Origin of the sequence: Haloarcula sp. CBA1131 (genome assembly GCF_008728975.1) — an archaeon.
In the GTDB taxonomy this organism is placed as follows: Archaea; Halobacteriota; Halobacteria; order Halobacteriales; family Haloarculaceae; genus Haloarcula; species Haloarcula hispanica.
The window spans coordinates 21,622-34,951 of the sequence record NZ_RPCY01000001.1; the positions used below are offsets into that span (position 1 = coordinate 21,622).

Below are 13,330 nucleotides of genomic sequence, written 5' to 3' on the forward strand. Positions count from 1 at the left end.
TGAGAATCGGTGCGGTTAGCATACCGCGGCCGAATGGCCGCGGTTTCCCCGGCCGCGAGCAGCGTGAGCGGCCGGCTTTTTCCCCCACGTTTTTCAAGGAGCCTTCCACAGCGCGCTCTACGAGCGCGCGAGGAAAGGCGACGCTAAAAAAGGTGGGTGGTTAGGCGAACGCGACGGGGACACTGCTGGCGTCGTCGTCGGCTTCGATCTTCTCTAGGGCGTCGTGGAGGTCGGACTGCTGGACCGTCGTCCGGCCGTCACGGATGGCGAACATCCCGGCCTCGGTCGCCAGCGATGCCAGTTCCGCGCCGGAGAGGCCGTCGGTCTCGGTGGCAAACGCGCCAAGGTCCACGTCGTCATCGAGGTTCATTTCCTGGGTGTGGATCTCGAGGATGCGCTCGCGGCCCTCGACGTCGGGGTTCGGGACTTCGATGAGGCGGTCGAAGCGGCCGGGGCGGAGGATGGCCCGGTCGAGCATGTCGAAGCGGTTCGTCGCGGCGATGATGCGGATCTCGCCGCGCTCGTCGAAGCCGTCCATCTCCGAAAGCAGTTGCATCATCGTCCGCTGGACCTCGGCGTCGCCGGAGGTCTTCGACTCCGTCCGCTTGGCCGCGATGGCGTCGATCTCGTCGATGAAGATGATAGCCGGTTCGCGCTCGGCGGCGAGCTCGAACAGGTCCCGGACCAGTCGCGCTCCCTCGCCGATGAACTTCCGGACCAGTTCGGAGCCGGCCATCTTGATGAACGTCGCGTCGGTCTCGTTGGCGACGGCCTTCGCCAACATCGTCTTCCCGGTGCCGGGCGGGCCGTGCAGCAGGACGCCGCTCGGCGGTTCGATACCGACCTCGCGGAACTGTTCGGCGTTGACAAGCGGCTCCTCGACGGCTTCCCGGACCTCGCGGATCTGTTCTTCGAGGCCGCCGATATCCGAGTAGGAGACGTCCGGCGAACCGTCGACCTGCATCGCCTGTGCGCGGGCGTCGGTCTCGGGGTCGAGGATCTGCTTGACGCCGAAGGAGTCGTTGATGGCGACGCGGTCGCCGGCCTCCAGGCCGTCACGGATGGATGGCGAGACTTCGGTCAGCACCTCCTGGTTGTTGCCGTGCTGTTTGACGACCACGCCGTCGTCGGTCAGCTCCTCGGCTGTGGCGATGTACAGCGAAGACGTCTTGAGCGTCTCGTTTTCCCGTTCAAGCTGGTCGACCTCGTCCGTGAGATCGTGCTGCCGGTCACGGGCGGCGTCCAGTTGCTCAGTCAGCTGTTCGTTGACCTGTACTATCTCTTTGAAATGTTCCCGGAGTGCCTCCAGACGCTCGTCAGGCGTCATATCGGGATCAAGTTCCAACCGTGGTCGTTCCGGAAGCGAGGGACTGCGCGACATTTGGATGGTCGGTACTATACGGTTGAGACACAAAGTGCCTTCGGGTCACAGGGGGTGAAACAGTTATCCGTGTCGAGACGGGGCTGTAGCGTTCGGTTAGACCGGTGGCTCGAACAGCCAGACAGGCACCGGATAGCTACTGGCCGCCCTACAGCAGCTCGGCGAACTCGTCGAGGTACTCGCCGTACGTCGAGAGGGCGGACTCGACGGGGTCCGGACTGGCCATGTCGACGCCGGCGTCGCGAAGCAGCTCCAGCGGGTACTGCCGCGACCCGCTCCGGAGGAAGTCGATGTACCGCTGTGCGGCTGGCTCGCCTTTATCGAGGATACCGTCGACGAGCGCGACGGCCGCCGAAATCCCGGTCGCGTACTGGTAGACGTAGAACGCCCGGTAGAAGTGCGGGATGCGCATCCACTCGCGGGCGATGCGGTCGTCGAGCACCGCCGGCTCGTAGTAGTCGCCTTTCAGCTCCCGGTAAAGGTCGTCAAGCCGGTCGGGCGTCAGCGGCTCACCGGCCTCAGACATCTCGTGGGTGCGGTGCTCGAACTCGGCGAACATCGTCTGGCGGTACAGCGTCGACCGGAACCGTTCGAGGTACTCGTTGAGGATATGTCGGCGCAGGCGTTCGTCCTCGACGGTATCCAGCAGATGGTGGGTCAGCAACGTCTCGTTGACGGTGCTCGCGACCTCGGCGACGAATATCTCGTAGCCGGAGTAGACGTAGGGCTGTTCCTCGCTGGTGTACTCCGAGTGCATCGAGTGGCCGAGTTCGTGGGCCAGCGTGTACATCGACTCCACGTCGTCCTGGTAGTTCATCAGGATGAACGGCTGGGAGTCGTAGGTCCCGCCGGAGTACGCGCCGGACTGCTTGTGCTCGGTCTCGTAGACGTCGACCCACCGCGAGTCCAGCCCGTCGGCGAGCCGGGACTGGTAGTCATCGCCCAGCGGTGCGACGGCTTCGGTGACGTATTCGCAGGCCTGTTCGTACTCGATTTCGGGCGATTCCTCCTGCACAAGCGGGACGTAGAGGTCCCACATCCGGAGTTCGTCGGCCCCGATTGACTGGCGCTTGAGGTCGGCGTGGCGGTGGAGCGTGTCGAGGTTGTCGTGGACGGTGTCGACGAGCGTGTCGTACACCTCGACGGGGACGTTCGGACCGTCCAGCGCGGCCTCGCGGGCGGTGTCGTAGTCCCGTGCGTTCGCCATCTTCACGTCCGTCTTGACGGCGTTCTTGTAGGCCGTGCCGACGGCGTTGCGGACGGTGTCCCACTCGTCGTAGAACGCCTCGTAGACGCGCTGGCGGAACTCTCGGTCGGGGTGTTTCTGCAGCGTCGTGAAGTTGTTGAGCGTGATGGGCTGCTGGTCGCCGTCGGGGTCCTCGACGGTCGGGAACGCCATGTCGGCGTTGGCCAGCATGTTGTACACCTCGCCGGGCGCACCGGTGACCTCACCGAGTTCCGCAAGGAGATTCTCGACCTCGGCCGAGCGGGTGTGGTCTTTCATCCGGAGCACGTCGTCGAAGTAGTGCTCGTAGGGCTCCAGCCCCGGCTCCGCGTCGATCATCGCCTCGATGTCGTCGTATTCCAAATCCTGCAGTTCCGGGTCGAGGAACGAGGCGGCCGAACTGGCCTCCGACGAGAGAGACTGCGAGCGGGCTGTCAGCGCCTGGTACGTGTCGTCGGTCGTGTCCTCGTCCCGGCGCATCCGGGCGTAGGCGGCGACGTTCGACACCGTCCGCATCAGTTCCTCGTAGGTCTCCAGAGTTTCTAACAGCGTCGCAGCGTCCTCGGTGGCGCGCCCCTCGTAGGCGGACAGGTCCTCGATCAGTTCCTCCGCCTCCTCGTAGGCGGCTTCCCAGTCCTCGTCGCTGGCGTAGAGAGAATCGAGGTCCCACTTGTACGCCTCGTCGATGTCGCTCCGTGCGGGTACCGAACTCATAGCCCGCTCTTGGGACGGGGCCGAAGTAAGCCTTCGTTTCAGCGACGGGGAACTACAGCCCGTCGGTTATGTGGTCGGCAACCCGCGCTGTCGTGTGGGCGTTCGCGCGTCGGTGCTCGAAGACCGTCCGTGCGTCCGCAGCGGCGTCCTCGTCCCGACTGAAGGCAACGTCCGGGTAACGAACGTCGGTCAGCACCAGCGGTTCGGGCGGGGCCGGCGGGACGCCGTCGGGGCCACTGACGGACTCCGGCGAGAGGATACGGTCAACCTTCGACAGCTGGGCGGAGCCGTCCGCGACAGTCGCCGCGAGCGAGACGAGCCGACGAACCAGCTGGCGGCAGAACCCGCCGGCCGTGAGCCGAACGACGAGGAACCGGCCCTCCCGCGCCCAGTCGATGTCGACGGTTCGCTCGGTGCCGGTGTCGTCGGACGTGAGATTGTGGAAGTCGTGGCTCCCGGCGAGTGCGTCGACGGCCTCGCCCCACCGCTCGTCGTTGACCGGTTCGCGTCCGAGTCGGTCTGCGTCCGTCGGCGCGTACAGGTAGTAGGTGTAGGTGCGTTCGGTGGCGTCGTGGGTCGCATGGAAGCCCTCGGAGACATCGACACTGGCCCACACACGGATGTCGTCCGGAAGTTCGCCGTTGAATGCCGCCGGTGAGAGCCACGCCGGCGCGTCGAAGGCGACTGTCTGTGCCCGCGCGGACACACCGGCGTCAGTCCGACCAGCGGCCGCGTAGCACTCGGGCAAGCCGTCGCCGCGCTCGCAGACGCCGAGGCGGACGAGCGCCGAGCGCAGTCGCCCCTCGACAGTGTCGACGTCGGGCTGGCGCTGGAACCCGTGATACGGTCGGCCGTCGTAGGCCACGCGATAGGCGCGCATACCGATTTGTCGACTGCGAGCCACTTGTCTCACCCGAATCTCAGTCGCTGGGAAGGATAGACGAACTTAGGCATGCTGAGAACAAAGGTGGGAGTATGTCCAACGCCGCCGCGGCGGATCACGACTTCCCCCGCCCGCCCGAAACGTTCACCGACAACGACGGGCGGACGGTGACAATCGAGGCCTATGACGGCGCCATCGACCCGCTGGTGGAGATGTATGTTGACTTCGGGCCCGACTCCCGGTCACAGGGCGTCCCACCCCGGACGGAAGCGGACATCCGCGACTGGCTGCCGAATCTCGTCGAAGACGGCCTGAACGTCGTCGCTTGGCACGAGGAGCAATCCGTCGGCCACGCCGTCCTCGTCCCCTATCAGGACACCTCGGAACTGGCGATTTTCGTCCATCCGGACTACCAGCACGCCGGGATCGGCTCACAACTCATCCGCGTGCTGCTTGGCTACGGCCAGGAGAACGGCCTCGAACGGGTCTGGCTCTCCGTCTCGAACACCAACCACGTCGCACGAGCGCTGTACGAGTCGGTCGGCTTCGAGACGATCGCCAAAGAGCGCGTGGAAATGGAGATGGAACGGGCGCTCTGACCGGGAAATTCACGAACAGCCGCACACAGCGATAAGTAGCGGCTACGCGAAGGCGGAGTTATGGACCCCCCTCGCATCCAGAGACGCTGACCTGCACGGCGTGTGACACGGCAATCGAGGGCGTGGGCTACCTGCTGGCGACCGAGCGGGACGGCACTTATCACCGGCTGGTCGACGCGGTGATCTGTGGCGCCTATGGCTTCAACGACATCGGAAACGGGCTGTGCGCCCGAACTCGCCGACGTGGTCGACCCGGGACCGGACGATGTACTTCTGTACGTTCGCCTAACTGACAGCGGTATCGAGGTCGTCAGCGCGAAGGAATGAGGCCGCGAGTGCCTTGACTGCACATCCGCCTGTGGCACGGCTCGAATACGATGGCCGGCGACTCACTCGGTTTCGAGGCTGACTTCTCTGTCGGTCTCACCGGCTGTATTCTCTGCCTCGCTGTTCGCTGAGAGGGCTTCGGTTTCCAGCAATCGGTCCAGTCGCCGCTCGAACTCGCTGTCTGTCAGTTCACCACGGGCGTACCGCTCCCGGAGCTGGTCGACCGGATCTACCGTCGGTTCCGAAGCCGTGGTCATCTCGGTTTCATCCGAGTCCGGCTCGGCCGCCGGTGATTCAATCATCGGTAGTTTCGATCCCAGAAGGGCGACGAGCGGGGCCAGAATGAACCAGCCGAGGATGATCGACATCGATGCAATCGGCCCGCCGAAGCCGGCCACGCCTGCAAGCATGGCGATACCCAGCGAGAGTATCGCAATGGTCGCGACGAGCTTCCACCTCGGGAGGGCGATGGAGGGGAGCTGCATGTCGACTACTCGACACGGTGGTCGCAAAAAGCTACTGTCGCGGACCGATGGCTCGGCCGCGCTACTCCGCAAAGTCCTCGAACGTCGGCCGGTCGTGGTCGCCCGGGAACGCCGAGAGCGGGACGCTGATCTGCTCGCCGTCGTCCATCTCCTTGAGCGTCACCTCGTCGTTTTCGAGGTCCTGCTCGCCGACGATGACGACCGTCTCGGCGTTGATGCCGTCTGCGTAGCCCATCTGCGCGCCAAAGGAGCGGTCGGCGACGTCGCTCTCGACGACGTGGCCGCGCTCGCGCAGGTCGCGAGCGATGCGGGCCGCGGTCGGGCGCGTGTCGCCGACCTGCAGGACGTAGTAGTCCGTCGATAGCTCCTCGGCGGGCCAGACGCCGGCGCGCTGGCAGAGGAGTTGGAGCGTGGCATGGCCGGGCGCGAAGCCGACGGCCGGCGTCGGCTGGCCGCCGAAGCCCTCGATGAGATCGTCGTAGCGGCCGCCGCCAAACACCGAGCGGGACACCTCGCCCGTCGAATCGAAGCACTCGAAGACGACGCCGGTGTAGTAGTCCAGCCCGCGCGCGGTCGTCAACGAGACGGTGAGGTGCTCGCGGACGCCGAAGTCCTCGGCGGCGTCGAGCACCGCCTGAAGATTGTCAGTCGCCGCGCGGACGTCCTCGGAGCCGGTGAGGTCCGCGAGCGTTTCGATTTCCTCGGCATCGATCTGCAGCATCTCGTCGAATTTGTCGGCCTGCCCGTAGTTGAGCCCCGCCTCGACGAGCGCGTCAAGGTAGTCGTCGTGGTCGACTTTCGCCCGCTTGTCGACTGCGCGAATCGCTTCGGGCACGTCCACGTCGGCCCCGAAGGACTCCAGCACGCCCGCGAGGATGTCCCGGTGGGAGACGCGGATTTCGAAATCCTCGGCGGTGAGCCCGAGGTCGGTGAGCATGTCCACGGCGACGGCCAGAATCTCGGCGTCGGCCGTCGGCTCCGCCGACCCGAAGATGTCGACGTTGGTCTGGTAGAACTCCCGGAACCGGCCCTGTTGGGGCTCCTCGTAGCGCCAGAACGGCCGCGTCGACACCCACTTGATTGGCTTCGAGAGTTCCTGTTGCTTGGCGACGAACATCCGTGCGACGGTCGGCGTCAGCTCCGGCGTGAGCGCGACCTCGCGCCCGCCCTTGTCCTCGAAGCTGTACAGCTCCTCGACGATCTCCTCGCCGCTCTTGTCGACGTACATCTCGGTCGGCTCCAAGGCCGGCGTGCCGATCTCCCGGAAGCCGTAGCGCTGTGCGACGTCTTCCAGCGTGTCCATGGCCCACCGCCGAGCCTGCATCTCCTCGGGGTAGAAATCACGAAAGCCCTTGACGGAGTCGTACATGTCCGCGTCTACAGCGAGGGCGCGCTTGAACCTGTTCGTTCACGCTGGCCGTGACCACCAAATCGCGCCCAGTAGAGACTCACTACGACAGGGGCTCGCTGCTGCTTTCGCCAGTAGTCCGTCCGTGACAGACGGGCGTGGCCGGCACGCGCTGGCGTCAAAAGGGTAGTGGCCGGCTACACGGGGAACGGTCCGTGTTAGAGAGGGGACAACAAAGACGCGGTCTATCGAGGGTGGCGCTATGGGATGGGCAAGGCATCGGTGGACGCCGCGCGGGGTGAGACAGTGACACAGCGATTCGAGACGGGGGTTCGAGCACTCGACCGGAAGCTCGACGGCGGCATTCCGACTGGGAGCCTCGTCACGCTGCTCGCCGAACCGGCAAGCCAGGCGGAGCTGTTTCTCTCCGAGTTCGTCGCCCGGCAGGAGACGGTGTATCTCTCCGGCGAACAGGCACCGACGACGGTCACGTCGGCACTGCGGTCCCAGCGGGGGACCTACGACGATCTCGCAGTCAGCCAACTGGATCGGGAGGCCCCGGTCAGCGATGTACTCGCCCACGTCGAGGGGCTCACCGAAGAGTCGCTCCTCGTCGTCGGCCCGGTCGAACCGCTTGAGCGCGCCGATACGGGGGAGTTTCGGGCCTTCCTCGAAACACTGCAGGCCAGACTCGCACAGACTGACAGCGTCGCGGTCCTGTACGCGCTCAAACACAGCGCCACGCCGCCACAGCGCCACCGGACAGAGTACACGAGCGACATCGTGTTCGATCTCGAAACGAAGCGAAACGACGACGCCATCGAAAACAGGCTCTTCGTCCCGAAGTTCCGCGGGGGCCGAGCGCTCACAGAACCGATATTCCTCGACCTCACCGACCGGATCAACGTGGACACCAGCCGGGACATCGCCTAATCTGACGAACGCACGCGCAGGACTCGAACCGCCGACGGCTACCGCAGGCCCTGCACGCGGGACTGCGTGTGCTCGGGGAACACGTCGGTCACGGCACCCTCGCCGTAGCGCTCCCGCAGGAGCGCGCGGAGTTCGACCTCGTAGTCGGCCTTCGGAATCTCGGCGCTGGGGCCGCTCTCGACCACGAGTCGGTTTGCAGCCATCGCGTCGATAGCGCCGCGGCCGATACCCGCAAGCGGCGCGAGGTAGTCCACGCCGAAGCGGTCCTCGACGCTCTGGGCGAGCGGGCGCTCGATGGTCGGTACCCGGTCGTCGCGACGGGTGCCGTCGGCAACGGCATCGAGTGTGTCGATGTCGTCAGCCTCGGCGACCCAGTCGCCCCGGGCGACGGTTTCGACGGCGTGTTCGTGGACCTGCTGGATGCCGTTACGCGGGTAGCCGTCGTCGTGCATCTGCTCGACGGCGTCGTGGGCCACGTCCGGGTCTAGATCGACCGTCGCGTGGTCGAAGCCGACAGCCGACGCGCTCTCCCGAGCGGGGTCGGTGTCACGGACGCCGAAGGAGCCGCTGACGAGCGTTACGTTGTAAAAGGGGTCGAGCAAGAGCGCCGCCAGCGTCGAGTCCTTGCCCCCGCTGTACAACAGGGCACAGCGCATCTACCGGCGCTTAATGTCGAAGCTCTTGGAGTCGGGCGTCAGCTCCGAGAGGAGCTCCTTCATCTGGTCCTCGTCGATCCGGCCCTGCACGCGGCCGCTCTGGGCCAGCGCGACGACCTGCTGTTCGATCTGCTCCCCGACCTGCGGTTTCGACATCTTGACCGTGTTGAGCCGCTTGCGTGCGCCGTCGGTGAGGTTCTGCTTGAGGACTGCCTGCTTCTGGGCGTCGGCCTGCTGCTTGGCCGCCTCCTGCGCCTCGCCCTCGTCTCCCTGCTGTTCCTTGAGCTGCTCCATCTTCTTTTTCCGGAGTTCTTCGAGTTCCTCCTCGCTGGGGTCGCCACTCATAGTTGTATGAAAGTACTGGAGTCGGTCGGAAAACGATTTCGGAGCAGGGGCTACGGACCGACTGAAAAACAGCGAGAAAGGCGTCAGTTACGCGTAGCGTTCGAGTTCCGGACGGTCGAGTTCCGTCAGGAGGTCGCCTGCGGTGTCGTCGAGGAGACTGCGGCCTTCGCCGGTGACACGGCGGCCGTCGTTCTCACTGGTCTCGACGTAGCCGGCGTCTTCGAGCTGCTGGAGCGCCGTTCGGATGATGTTGCCCGAGCCCTTGGTCTTCCGGTGGGGCCGGACGCGGTAGCGGGTCGTCCCCTGCTTCGAGGTGCCGTACTCGGAGCGGAGGGCGTTGACGCCGACGGGACCGTCGACAGCGACCTTCCGGAGGAGGCTGGCGGCGCGGCGCGCCCAGAAGTCCTCCTGCTCGGGTGGGAGTTCGCGGTCGACGCCGGTCTTGGTGTACTCGGCCCAGTCCGGCGCTTCGATGTCGTCTTCGTCTGCGAGCGTCTCCGTAAGTGCCTCGATGAGTTCCTCGGGGGAACGTCGTAGAGTGTAGCCATTGCAGATTTCTTTCCGTCGCCGTCATTTAAACGCGTCGTTCGCAGTCGGCGGGCGTGAACCGTTCACTCGCCCATAGGGCAGCGATGCTCTCTCCCGTCAGGAACTGTGAGTGTCACTCCTCGGACGCGGCCCGGTCGACACTGAGGGCGGCAGCGACGCCGCCGCCGATAACCGTCGGCAGCAGGTAGCTCCCGACGCGGTGGATCAGCACCGCAGAGGTGGCGAGGGCGGCCGAAATCGGGGCCGTCGAGACCAGCAGCGTCACGAGTACCGTCTCGATAGCGCCCGACCCACCGGGAAGCGGGACGACGCTGGCGATGCTCCCGACGGGAACGACAAGCAGGACGACTTCGACCGGAACTGGTGCCCCAACGGCGTACAGCGACGTCCACAGCGACGCCGACAGGCAGAGCCAGCCAAAGGCCGAGAGCCCGAAGGTCTGGAGGACTGTCCGCCGGTCCGTCGCGATGCGTTCGATGGCCGAAAAGAACCCCTCGATTCGTGTCTCGATGTTTTCGGCGGACGGCGGGGACCACCGGGGAACGACCTTCGACACCGCGGCGAGGGCGGGTGCGACACCGCGAACGACCGCCGCCTGAATGCGGTCCCGGTGTCGCCAGCCCAGGACGGCGGCGATGGGGATGCCGACCGCGAGCACCGCGACAGCACCGGCGGCAAACGCCAGGTTTCGGGTCAACTGGACCGCTCCAGCGGCGACGAACGTGAAGCCGACGATGGCATACCCGAACGACGGCAGGAAGTGGACCGTGTCGACGGTAGCAATAGCCGCCAGCCCGGTCTCGTACTCGGTGTCGGCGGCTGTCGATATCAACAGCGCGCTCACGGGCTCGCCGCCGGCCTGGCCGAAGGGCGTGACGTTGTTCGAGAACACGGCGGCGACGAACACGAGAACGGCTGTGTGTGGCGCAACCGGTGCGTCAAGCGCTCGGAGGACCGTCCACAGCGCCAGCCCCCACGAGACGAGCCAGAGCATGGCGATGCCCGCGACAGCGAGAAGCGCCCACGGGTCCGCCGTGGTGAGCGCATCCAGCGTCTCGTCGATGCCGACAAACCACACCAGCCCCCCAAGGACGGCCAGTGCTGCCGCGAACCCGACGACCGTCGCCATCCGGTTCCCATCCATGTGGATGGGATTGGCAGTCTCCGGTTTCAACCCACCGACCCTGTCCCGCCGACCGATACCCCGAGGGTTTTGCCCCGGGACACCGACGACCGGGTATGGACGAGCGGGCTGCACTCGCCGACCTCGCCGACCGACTTCCCGACGCGGGCGACGACTGCGCCGTCGTGGACGGCCAGGTCATCACGACGGATATGCTCCACGAGCGGACGGACTTCCCGACGGGGACGACCCGCTACACGGCGGGCTGGCGGGCCGTCGCCGCCTCGCTGTCGGATGTGGCCGCGATGGGGGCCGACGCGACAGCCGCGGTGGCCGCGTACGGCGCGCCGTCGTTCGAACCGGACGAACTCGCGGCGTTCGTCGACGGCGCACAGGACGTGTGTCACGCGGTCGGCGCGGAGTACGTCGGCGGTGACCTGGACAGCCACGACGAGTTCACCGTCGCGACGACGGCCATCGGGGCGGCCGCGGACCCGATCCGGCGCTCGGGCGCGTCGCCCGGCGACGCGGTCTGTGTCACCGGAACGCTGGGCCGGTCAGCCGCCGCCCTCGAACTGTTCGACCGGGGCGACACTGGCCGGGCGAACGAGCTGTTTCAGTTCGAACCCCGCGTGCGTGCAGGCGTCGCACTCCGAGCGCACGCGACGGCGATGATGGATTCGAGCGACGGGCTGGCCCGCTCGCTGCACCAGTTAGCCGAGGCCAACGGCTGTGGCTTTGCTGTCGAAGAGCCGCTCCCGATAGACGCGCAAGTCGACGCGCTCGCGGAGACTGAGCAGGAGCGGAGAGAGCTGGGCGTGTTCTTCGGCGAGGACTTCGAACTGGTCTGTACGCTGCCCGAGGCGGATGTTCCCGAGGCAAGACAGGCCGTGCCGTGCCCGCTCCACCGGATCGGAACGGTCACCGAACACGGCGTCACGCTCAACGGGGAGACGCTTCCGGACCGCGGGTACTCACACTGAGAACGGCCAGACCGCGACGCGAGCTAACGGTCAAATCGCACTTATCTCGAACGGAACCGGCGTGAAACAGGCCAGCCCCAGTAGGAACGTAAACAGGCCGAGCAGCGCCCGCCGTCGGTCCAGCGTCGTATCCACGGTCGGGCGGGCCGGACCGGCGTACGCGAGTCCGGTGGCGAACAGGCCCCAGAACACCCACAGGCCCCAGACGCCGAAACCGACCGGCGGCGGGTCGCGGGTGAAATACAGGTAGCCGGCGAGTGCGAACAGCGCTCCGGGAACGGCGGCGGCGACCGTCTCCTGGCGCTGCCCGACGATTGACCGAACGATGTGGCCGCCGTCGAGTTGCCCAACCGGGAGCAGGTTCAGGAACGTAAAGAACATCCCGGCCCAGCCGGCGAACACGATCGGGTGGACCGATTCGCCGGGGCCGACCTCGGTCCCGAGTCCCAGCGTGTTCACCAGGGCCTCCAGCGCCTGGAACAGCAGCGGATAATTGAACGTGATGATGACGCCGGTGTCGCTGTTTGCCACGCGTTCCGGCACCGTAATTGGGTCTATCGAGAGGCCGATGACCGTGACGATGGTCGTCGCGACGAGCCCAGCGAGCGGGCCAGCGACACCGATATCGAACAGCGCCGTCCGGTCGGGGATGCGTCCGCGAATGTTGATGACCGCCCCCATCGTTCCGAGAAACGACGGAAACGGGATGAAATACGGGAGCGTCACGTCGACACCGTGGTATCGGGCCGCGGCGTAGTGGCCCAGTTCGTGGATACCGAGCACGCCGAGCATCGCGACCACGAACGGCCAGGCCTCGAAAATCCGAAGCGGGTCCTCCGCGACCGGGATGTAGTACCAGGCGCTCGCGCCGACGTAGAGGGTCGACGCGATAGTCGCGAACAGGAGCCCGATGTTGAGCCACGGGATACCGCCAGTGTCCGTGTCGGCGGGCTCCGCGATCAGTGCGTACTGGTTCGGGCGCGCGTTCAACGCACCACCGGTGGCGGTCATCGAGTCATCGACCGTCGGACCGCCGACGACAGTAGTGCCACCGTTGCTCGTAGTGGCTGCTGTATCGCCGGATTCCGGGCCGAGTTCTTCGAGCCGAACGTCGTAGCCCCGCTGTCGAAACAGCGGTCTGAGTTGCTCGACAGCGGCGGCTGGTGGCACTATCGGGTCGCCGAGATACTGGACAGATCCATCCGTCCGCCGCATTGACGAGACGGAGAACACGCCGGCCAGTCGGTCAGGCGACGGCGGGTCCGCGGAGCCACTCATCAACTGCTCGTAAACGATGCGGGCACAAATACTCCGCGAACGATCACACAGCTATAGTAGCCGTTGAAAATCAATGCACACCTGATCGCACGATGGCAGTGCGATCAGTGTATAAATCGTTTCAATTGTTACTATAGCAGGTACTATCGTCCGAGAACTGTACGCGGGGACCGGTCGTCTACGCTGGCTCGATACGCCAGGTGGTCGCGCTCGTGTACGACCACTTCTCGACGTTGATCTCGGACGCGCTGTCCTTGAGCTTGACCATCAGGGCACCGATCTCTTTCGGGGAGAGACCGACTTCATCAGCGATGAACTTGCTCTTGAAATACATCTCGCCGTCACTTGCCTTCTCTGCGAGGAACGACTTCAGTCGCTCTTCTTTGGAGGGCTCTTCCTCGCCGGAGGGCGTTGCGGTAGCGCTCATCTTTGTCACCTCACTTCTTCGTAACCCCGCCGGGAGTATATAAAGGAAGGAACCTTCAGGTCACTTCGGTCACT

Annotated in this window: 14 protein-coding genes and 1 pseudogene; 4 read left to right on the forward strand and 11 right to left on the reverse strand. The window is 65.6% G+C overall.

The window, feature by feature from the left end; all coding sequences use genetic code 11:
• Window positions 1–160 precede the first annotated feature (160 nt).
• From Har1131_RS00135 to truA, 3 genes are all read right to left on the reverse strand, one after another.
• Complete coding sequence (locus Har1131_RS00135) at window positions 161–1,381, reverse strand: proteasome-activating nucleotidase (RefSeq protein WP_050037507.1); 1,221 nt, start codon at window positions 1,379–1,381, stop codon at window positions 161–163.
• Window positions 1,382–1,529: 148 nt separating this feature from the next.
• Entirely contained in the window at window positions 1,530–3,320 is a 1,791-nt protein-coding gene (gene pepF, locus Har1131_RS00140; RefSeq protein ID WP_151144548.1) for an oligoendopeptidase F, read from the reverse strand.
• Between the two features lie 52 nt (window positions 3,321–3,372).
• Window positions 3,373–4,200, reverse strand: a complete 828-nt coding sequence (gene truA / locus Har1131_RS00145) for a tRNA pseudouridine(38-40) synthase TruA (RefSeq protein WP_050037505.1) — start codon at window positions 4,198–4,200, stop codon at window positions 3,373–3,375.
• Window positions 4,201–4,295: 95 nt separating this feature from the next.
• Here truA and Har1131_RS00150 point away from each other — a divergent pair, with 95 nt between their 5' ends.
• A complete protein-coding gene (locus Har1131_RS00150; protein WP_014039432.1) occupies window positions 4,296–4,802 on the forward strand; it encodes a GNAT family N-acetyltransferase in 507 nt (168 codons plus the stop codon).
• 195 nt (window positions 4,803–4,997) lie between these two features.
• Entirely contained in the window at window positions 4,998–5,129 is a 132-nt protein-coding gene (locus tag Har1131_RS22445; protein ID WP_255355510.1) for a hypothetical protein, read from the forward strand.
• A 62-nt stretch (window positions 5,130–5,191) separates the two neighbouring features.
• Here Har1131_RS22445 and Har1131_RS00160 read toward each other — a convergent pair whose 3' ends face one another.
• On the reverse strand, window positions 5,192–5,614 hold the full coding sequence (locus tag Har1131_RS00160; RefSeq protein WP_151144551.1) for an SHOCT domain-containing protein: 423 nt from the start codon (window positions 5,612–5,614) through the stop codon (window positions 5,192–5,194).
• A 61-nt stretch (window positions 5,615–5,675) separates the two neighbouring features.
• Entirely contained in the window at window positions 5,676–6,983 is a 1,308-nt protein-coding gene (gene hisS, locus Har1131_RS00165; RefSeq protein ID WP_014039429.1) for a histidine--tRNA ligase, read from the reverse strand.
• Between the two features lie 246 nt (window positions 6,984–7,229).
• On the opposite strand from hisS, the gene Har1131_RS00170 reads away from it, so the two are divergent.
• Window positions 7,230–7,895 carry a transcriptional regulator gene (locus tag Har1131_RS00170; RefSeq protein WP_050037503.1) on the forward strand — a complete coding sequence of 222 codons (666 nt, stop codon included), beginning with the start codon at window positions 7,230–7,232 and terminating at the stop codon, window positions 7,893–7,895.
• 38 nt (window positions 7,896–7,933) lie between these two features.
• On the opposite strand, the gene Har1131_RS00175 is transcribed toward Har1131_RS00170, so the two are convergent.
• From Har1131_RS00175 to Har1131_RS00190, 4 genes and pseudogenes are all read right to left on the reverse strand, one after another.
• Entirely contained in the window at window positions 7,934–8,551 is a 618-nt protein-coding gene (locus Har1131_RS00175) for a tRNA (5-methylaminomethyl-2-thiouridylate)-methyltransferase (RefSeq protein ID WP_050037502.1), read from the reverse strand.
• Complete coding sequence (locus tag Har1131_RS00180) at window positions 8,552–8,896, reverse strand: DNA-binding protein (RefSeq protein ID WP_050037501.1); 345 nt, start codon at window positions 8,894–8,896, stop codon at window positions 8,552–8,554.
• 87 nt (window positions 8,897–8,983) lie between these two features.
• Window positions 8,984–9,444 (reverse strand): annotated as a pseudogene (locus tag Har1131_RS00185) (30S ribosomal protein S19e).
• Between the two features lie 113 nt (window positions 9,445–9,557).
• The gene (locus tag Har1131_RS00190; protein WP_151144554.1) at window positions 9,558–10,589 is read right to left on the reverse strand and encodes a lysylphosphatidylglycerol synthase transmembrane domain-containing protein; all 1,032 of its coding nucleotides are present in this window, start codon (window positions 10,587–10,589) and stop codon (window positions 9,558–9,560) included.
• Between the two features lie 95 nt (window positions 10,590–10,684).
• Here Har1131_RS00190 and thiL point away from each other — a divergent pair, with 95 nt between their 5' ends.
• Complete coding sequence (thiL, locus tag Har1131_RS00195; RefSeq protein WP_064287373.1) at window positions 10,685–11,551, forward strand: thiamine-phosphate kinase; 867 nt, start codon at window positions 10,685–10,687, stop codon at window positions 11,549–11,551.
• A gap of 30 nt (window positions 11,552–11,581) precedes the next feature.
• Here thiL and Har1131_RS00200 read toward each other — a convergent pair whose 3' ends face one another.
• Window positions 11,582–12,829, reverse strand: coding sequence for a site-2 protease family protein (locus Har1131_RS00200; RefSeq protein WP_064287372.1), 1,248 nt, complete (start codon window positions 12,827–12,829; stop codon window positions 11,582–11,584).
• A gap of 178 nt (window positions 12,830–13,007) precedes the next feature.
• Window positions 13,008–13,256, reverse strand: a complete 249-nt coding sequence (locus Har1131_RS00210) for a hypothetical protein (protein ID WP_004518404.1) — start codon at window positions 13,254–13,256, stop codon at window positions 13,008–13,010.
• Between the last annotated feature and the right edge of the window lie 74 nt (window positions 13,257–13,330).

Coding starts and splice junctions, on each gene's coding strand:
- Har1131_RS00170 (WP_050037503.1), top strand. CDS start 7,230: ATGGGCAAGGCATCGGTGGACGCCGCGCGGGGTGAGACAGTGACACAG.
- Har1131_RS00150 (WP_014039432.1), top strand. CDS start 4,296: ATGTCCAACGCCGCCGCGGCGGATCACGACTTCCCCCGCCCGCCCGAA.
- thiL (WP_064287373.1), top strand. CDS start 10,685: ATGGACGAGCGGGCTGCACTCGCCGACCTCGCCGACCGACTTCCCGAC.
- Har1131_RS00135 (WP_050037507.1), bottom strand. CDS start 1,381: ATGTCGCGCAGTCCCTCGCTTCCGGAACGACCACGGTTGGAACTTGAT.
- Har1131_RS00180 (WP_050037501.1), bottom strand. CDS start 8,896: ATGAGTGGCGACCCCAGCGAGGAGGAACTCGAAGAACTCCGGAAAAAG.
- Har1131_RS22445 (WP_255355510.1), top strand. CDS start 4,998: ATGGCTTCAACGACATCGGAAACGGGCTGTGCGCCCGAACTCGCCGAC.
- truA (WP_050037505.1), bottom strand. CDS start 4,200: ATGCGCGCCTATCGCGTGGCCTACGACGGCCGACCGTATCACGGGTTC.
- hisS (WP_014039429.1), bottom strand. CDS start 6,983: ATGTACGACTCCGTCAAGGGCTTTCGTGATTTCTACCCCGAGGAGATG.
- pepF (WP_151144548.1), bottom strand. CDS start 3,320: ATGAGTTCGGTACCCGCACGGAGCGACATCGACGAGGCGTACAAGTGG.
- Har1131_RS00210 (WP_004518404.1), bottom strand. CDS start 13,256: ATGAGCGCTACCGCAACGCCCTCCGGCGAGGAAGAGCCCTCCAAAGAA.
- Har1131_RS00200 (WP_064287372.1), bottom strand. CDS start 12,829: ATGAGTGGCTCCGCGGACCCGCCGTCGCCTGACCGACTGGCCGGCGTG.
- Har1131_RS00190 (WP_151144554.1), bottom strand. CDS start 10,589: ATGGATGGGAACCGGATGGCGACGGTCGTCGGGTTCGCGGCAGCACTG.
- Har1131_RS00175 (WP_050037502.1), bottom strand. CDS start 8,551: ATGCGCTGTGCCCTGTTGTACAGCGGGGGCAAGGACTCGACGCTGGCG.
- Har1131_RS00160 (WP_151144551.1), bottom strand. CDS start 5,614: ATGCAGCTCCCCTCCATCGCCCTCCCGAGGTGGAAGCTCGTCGCGACC.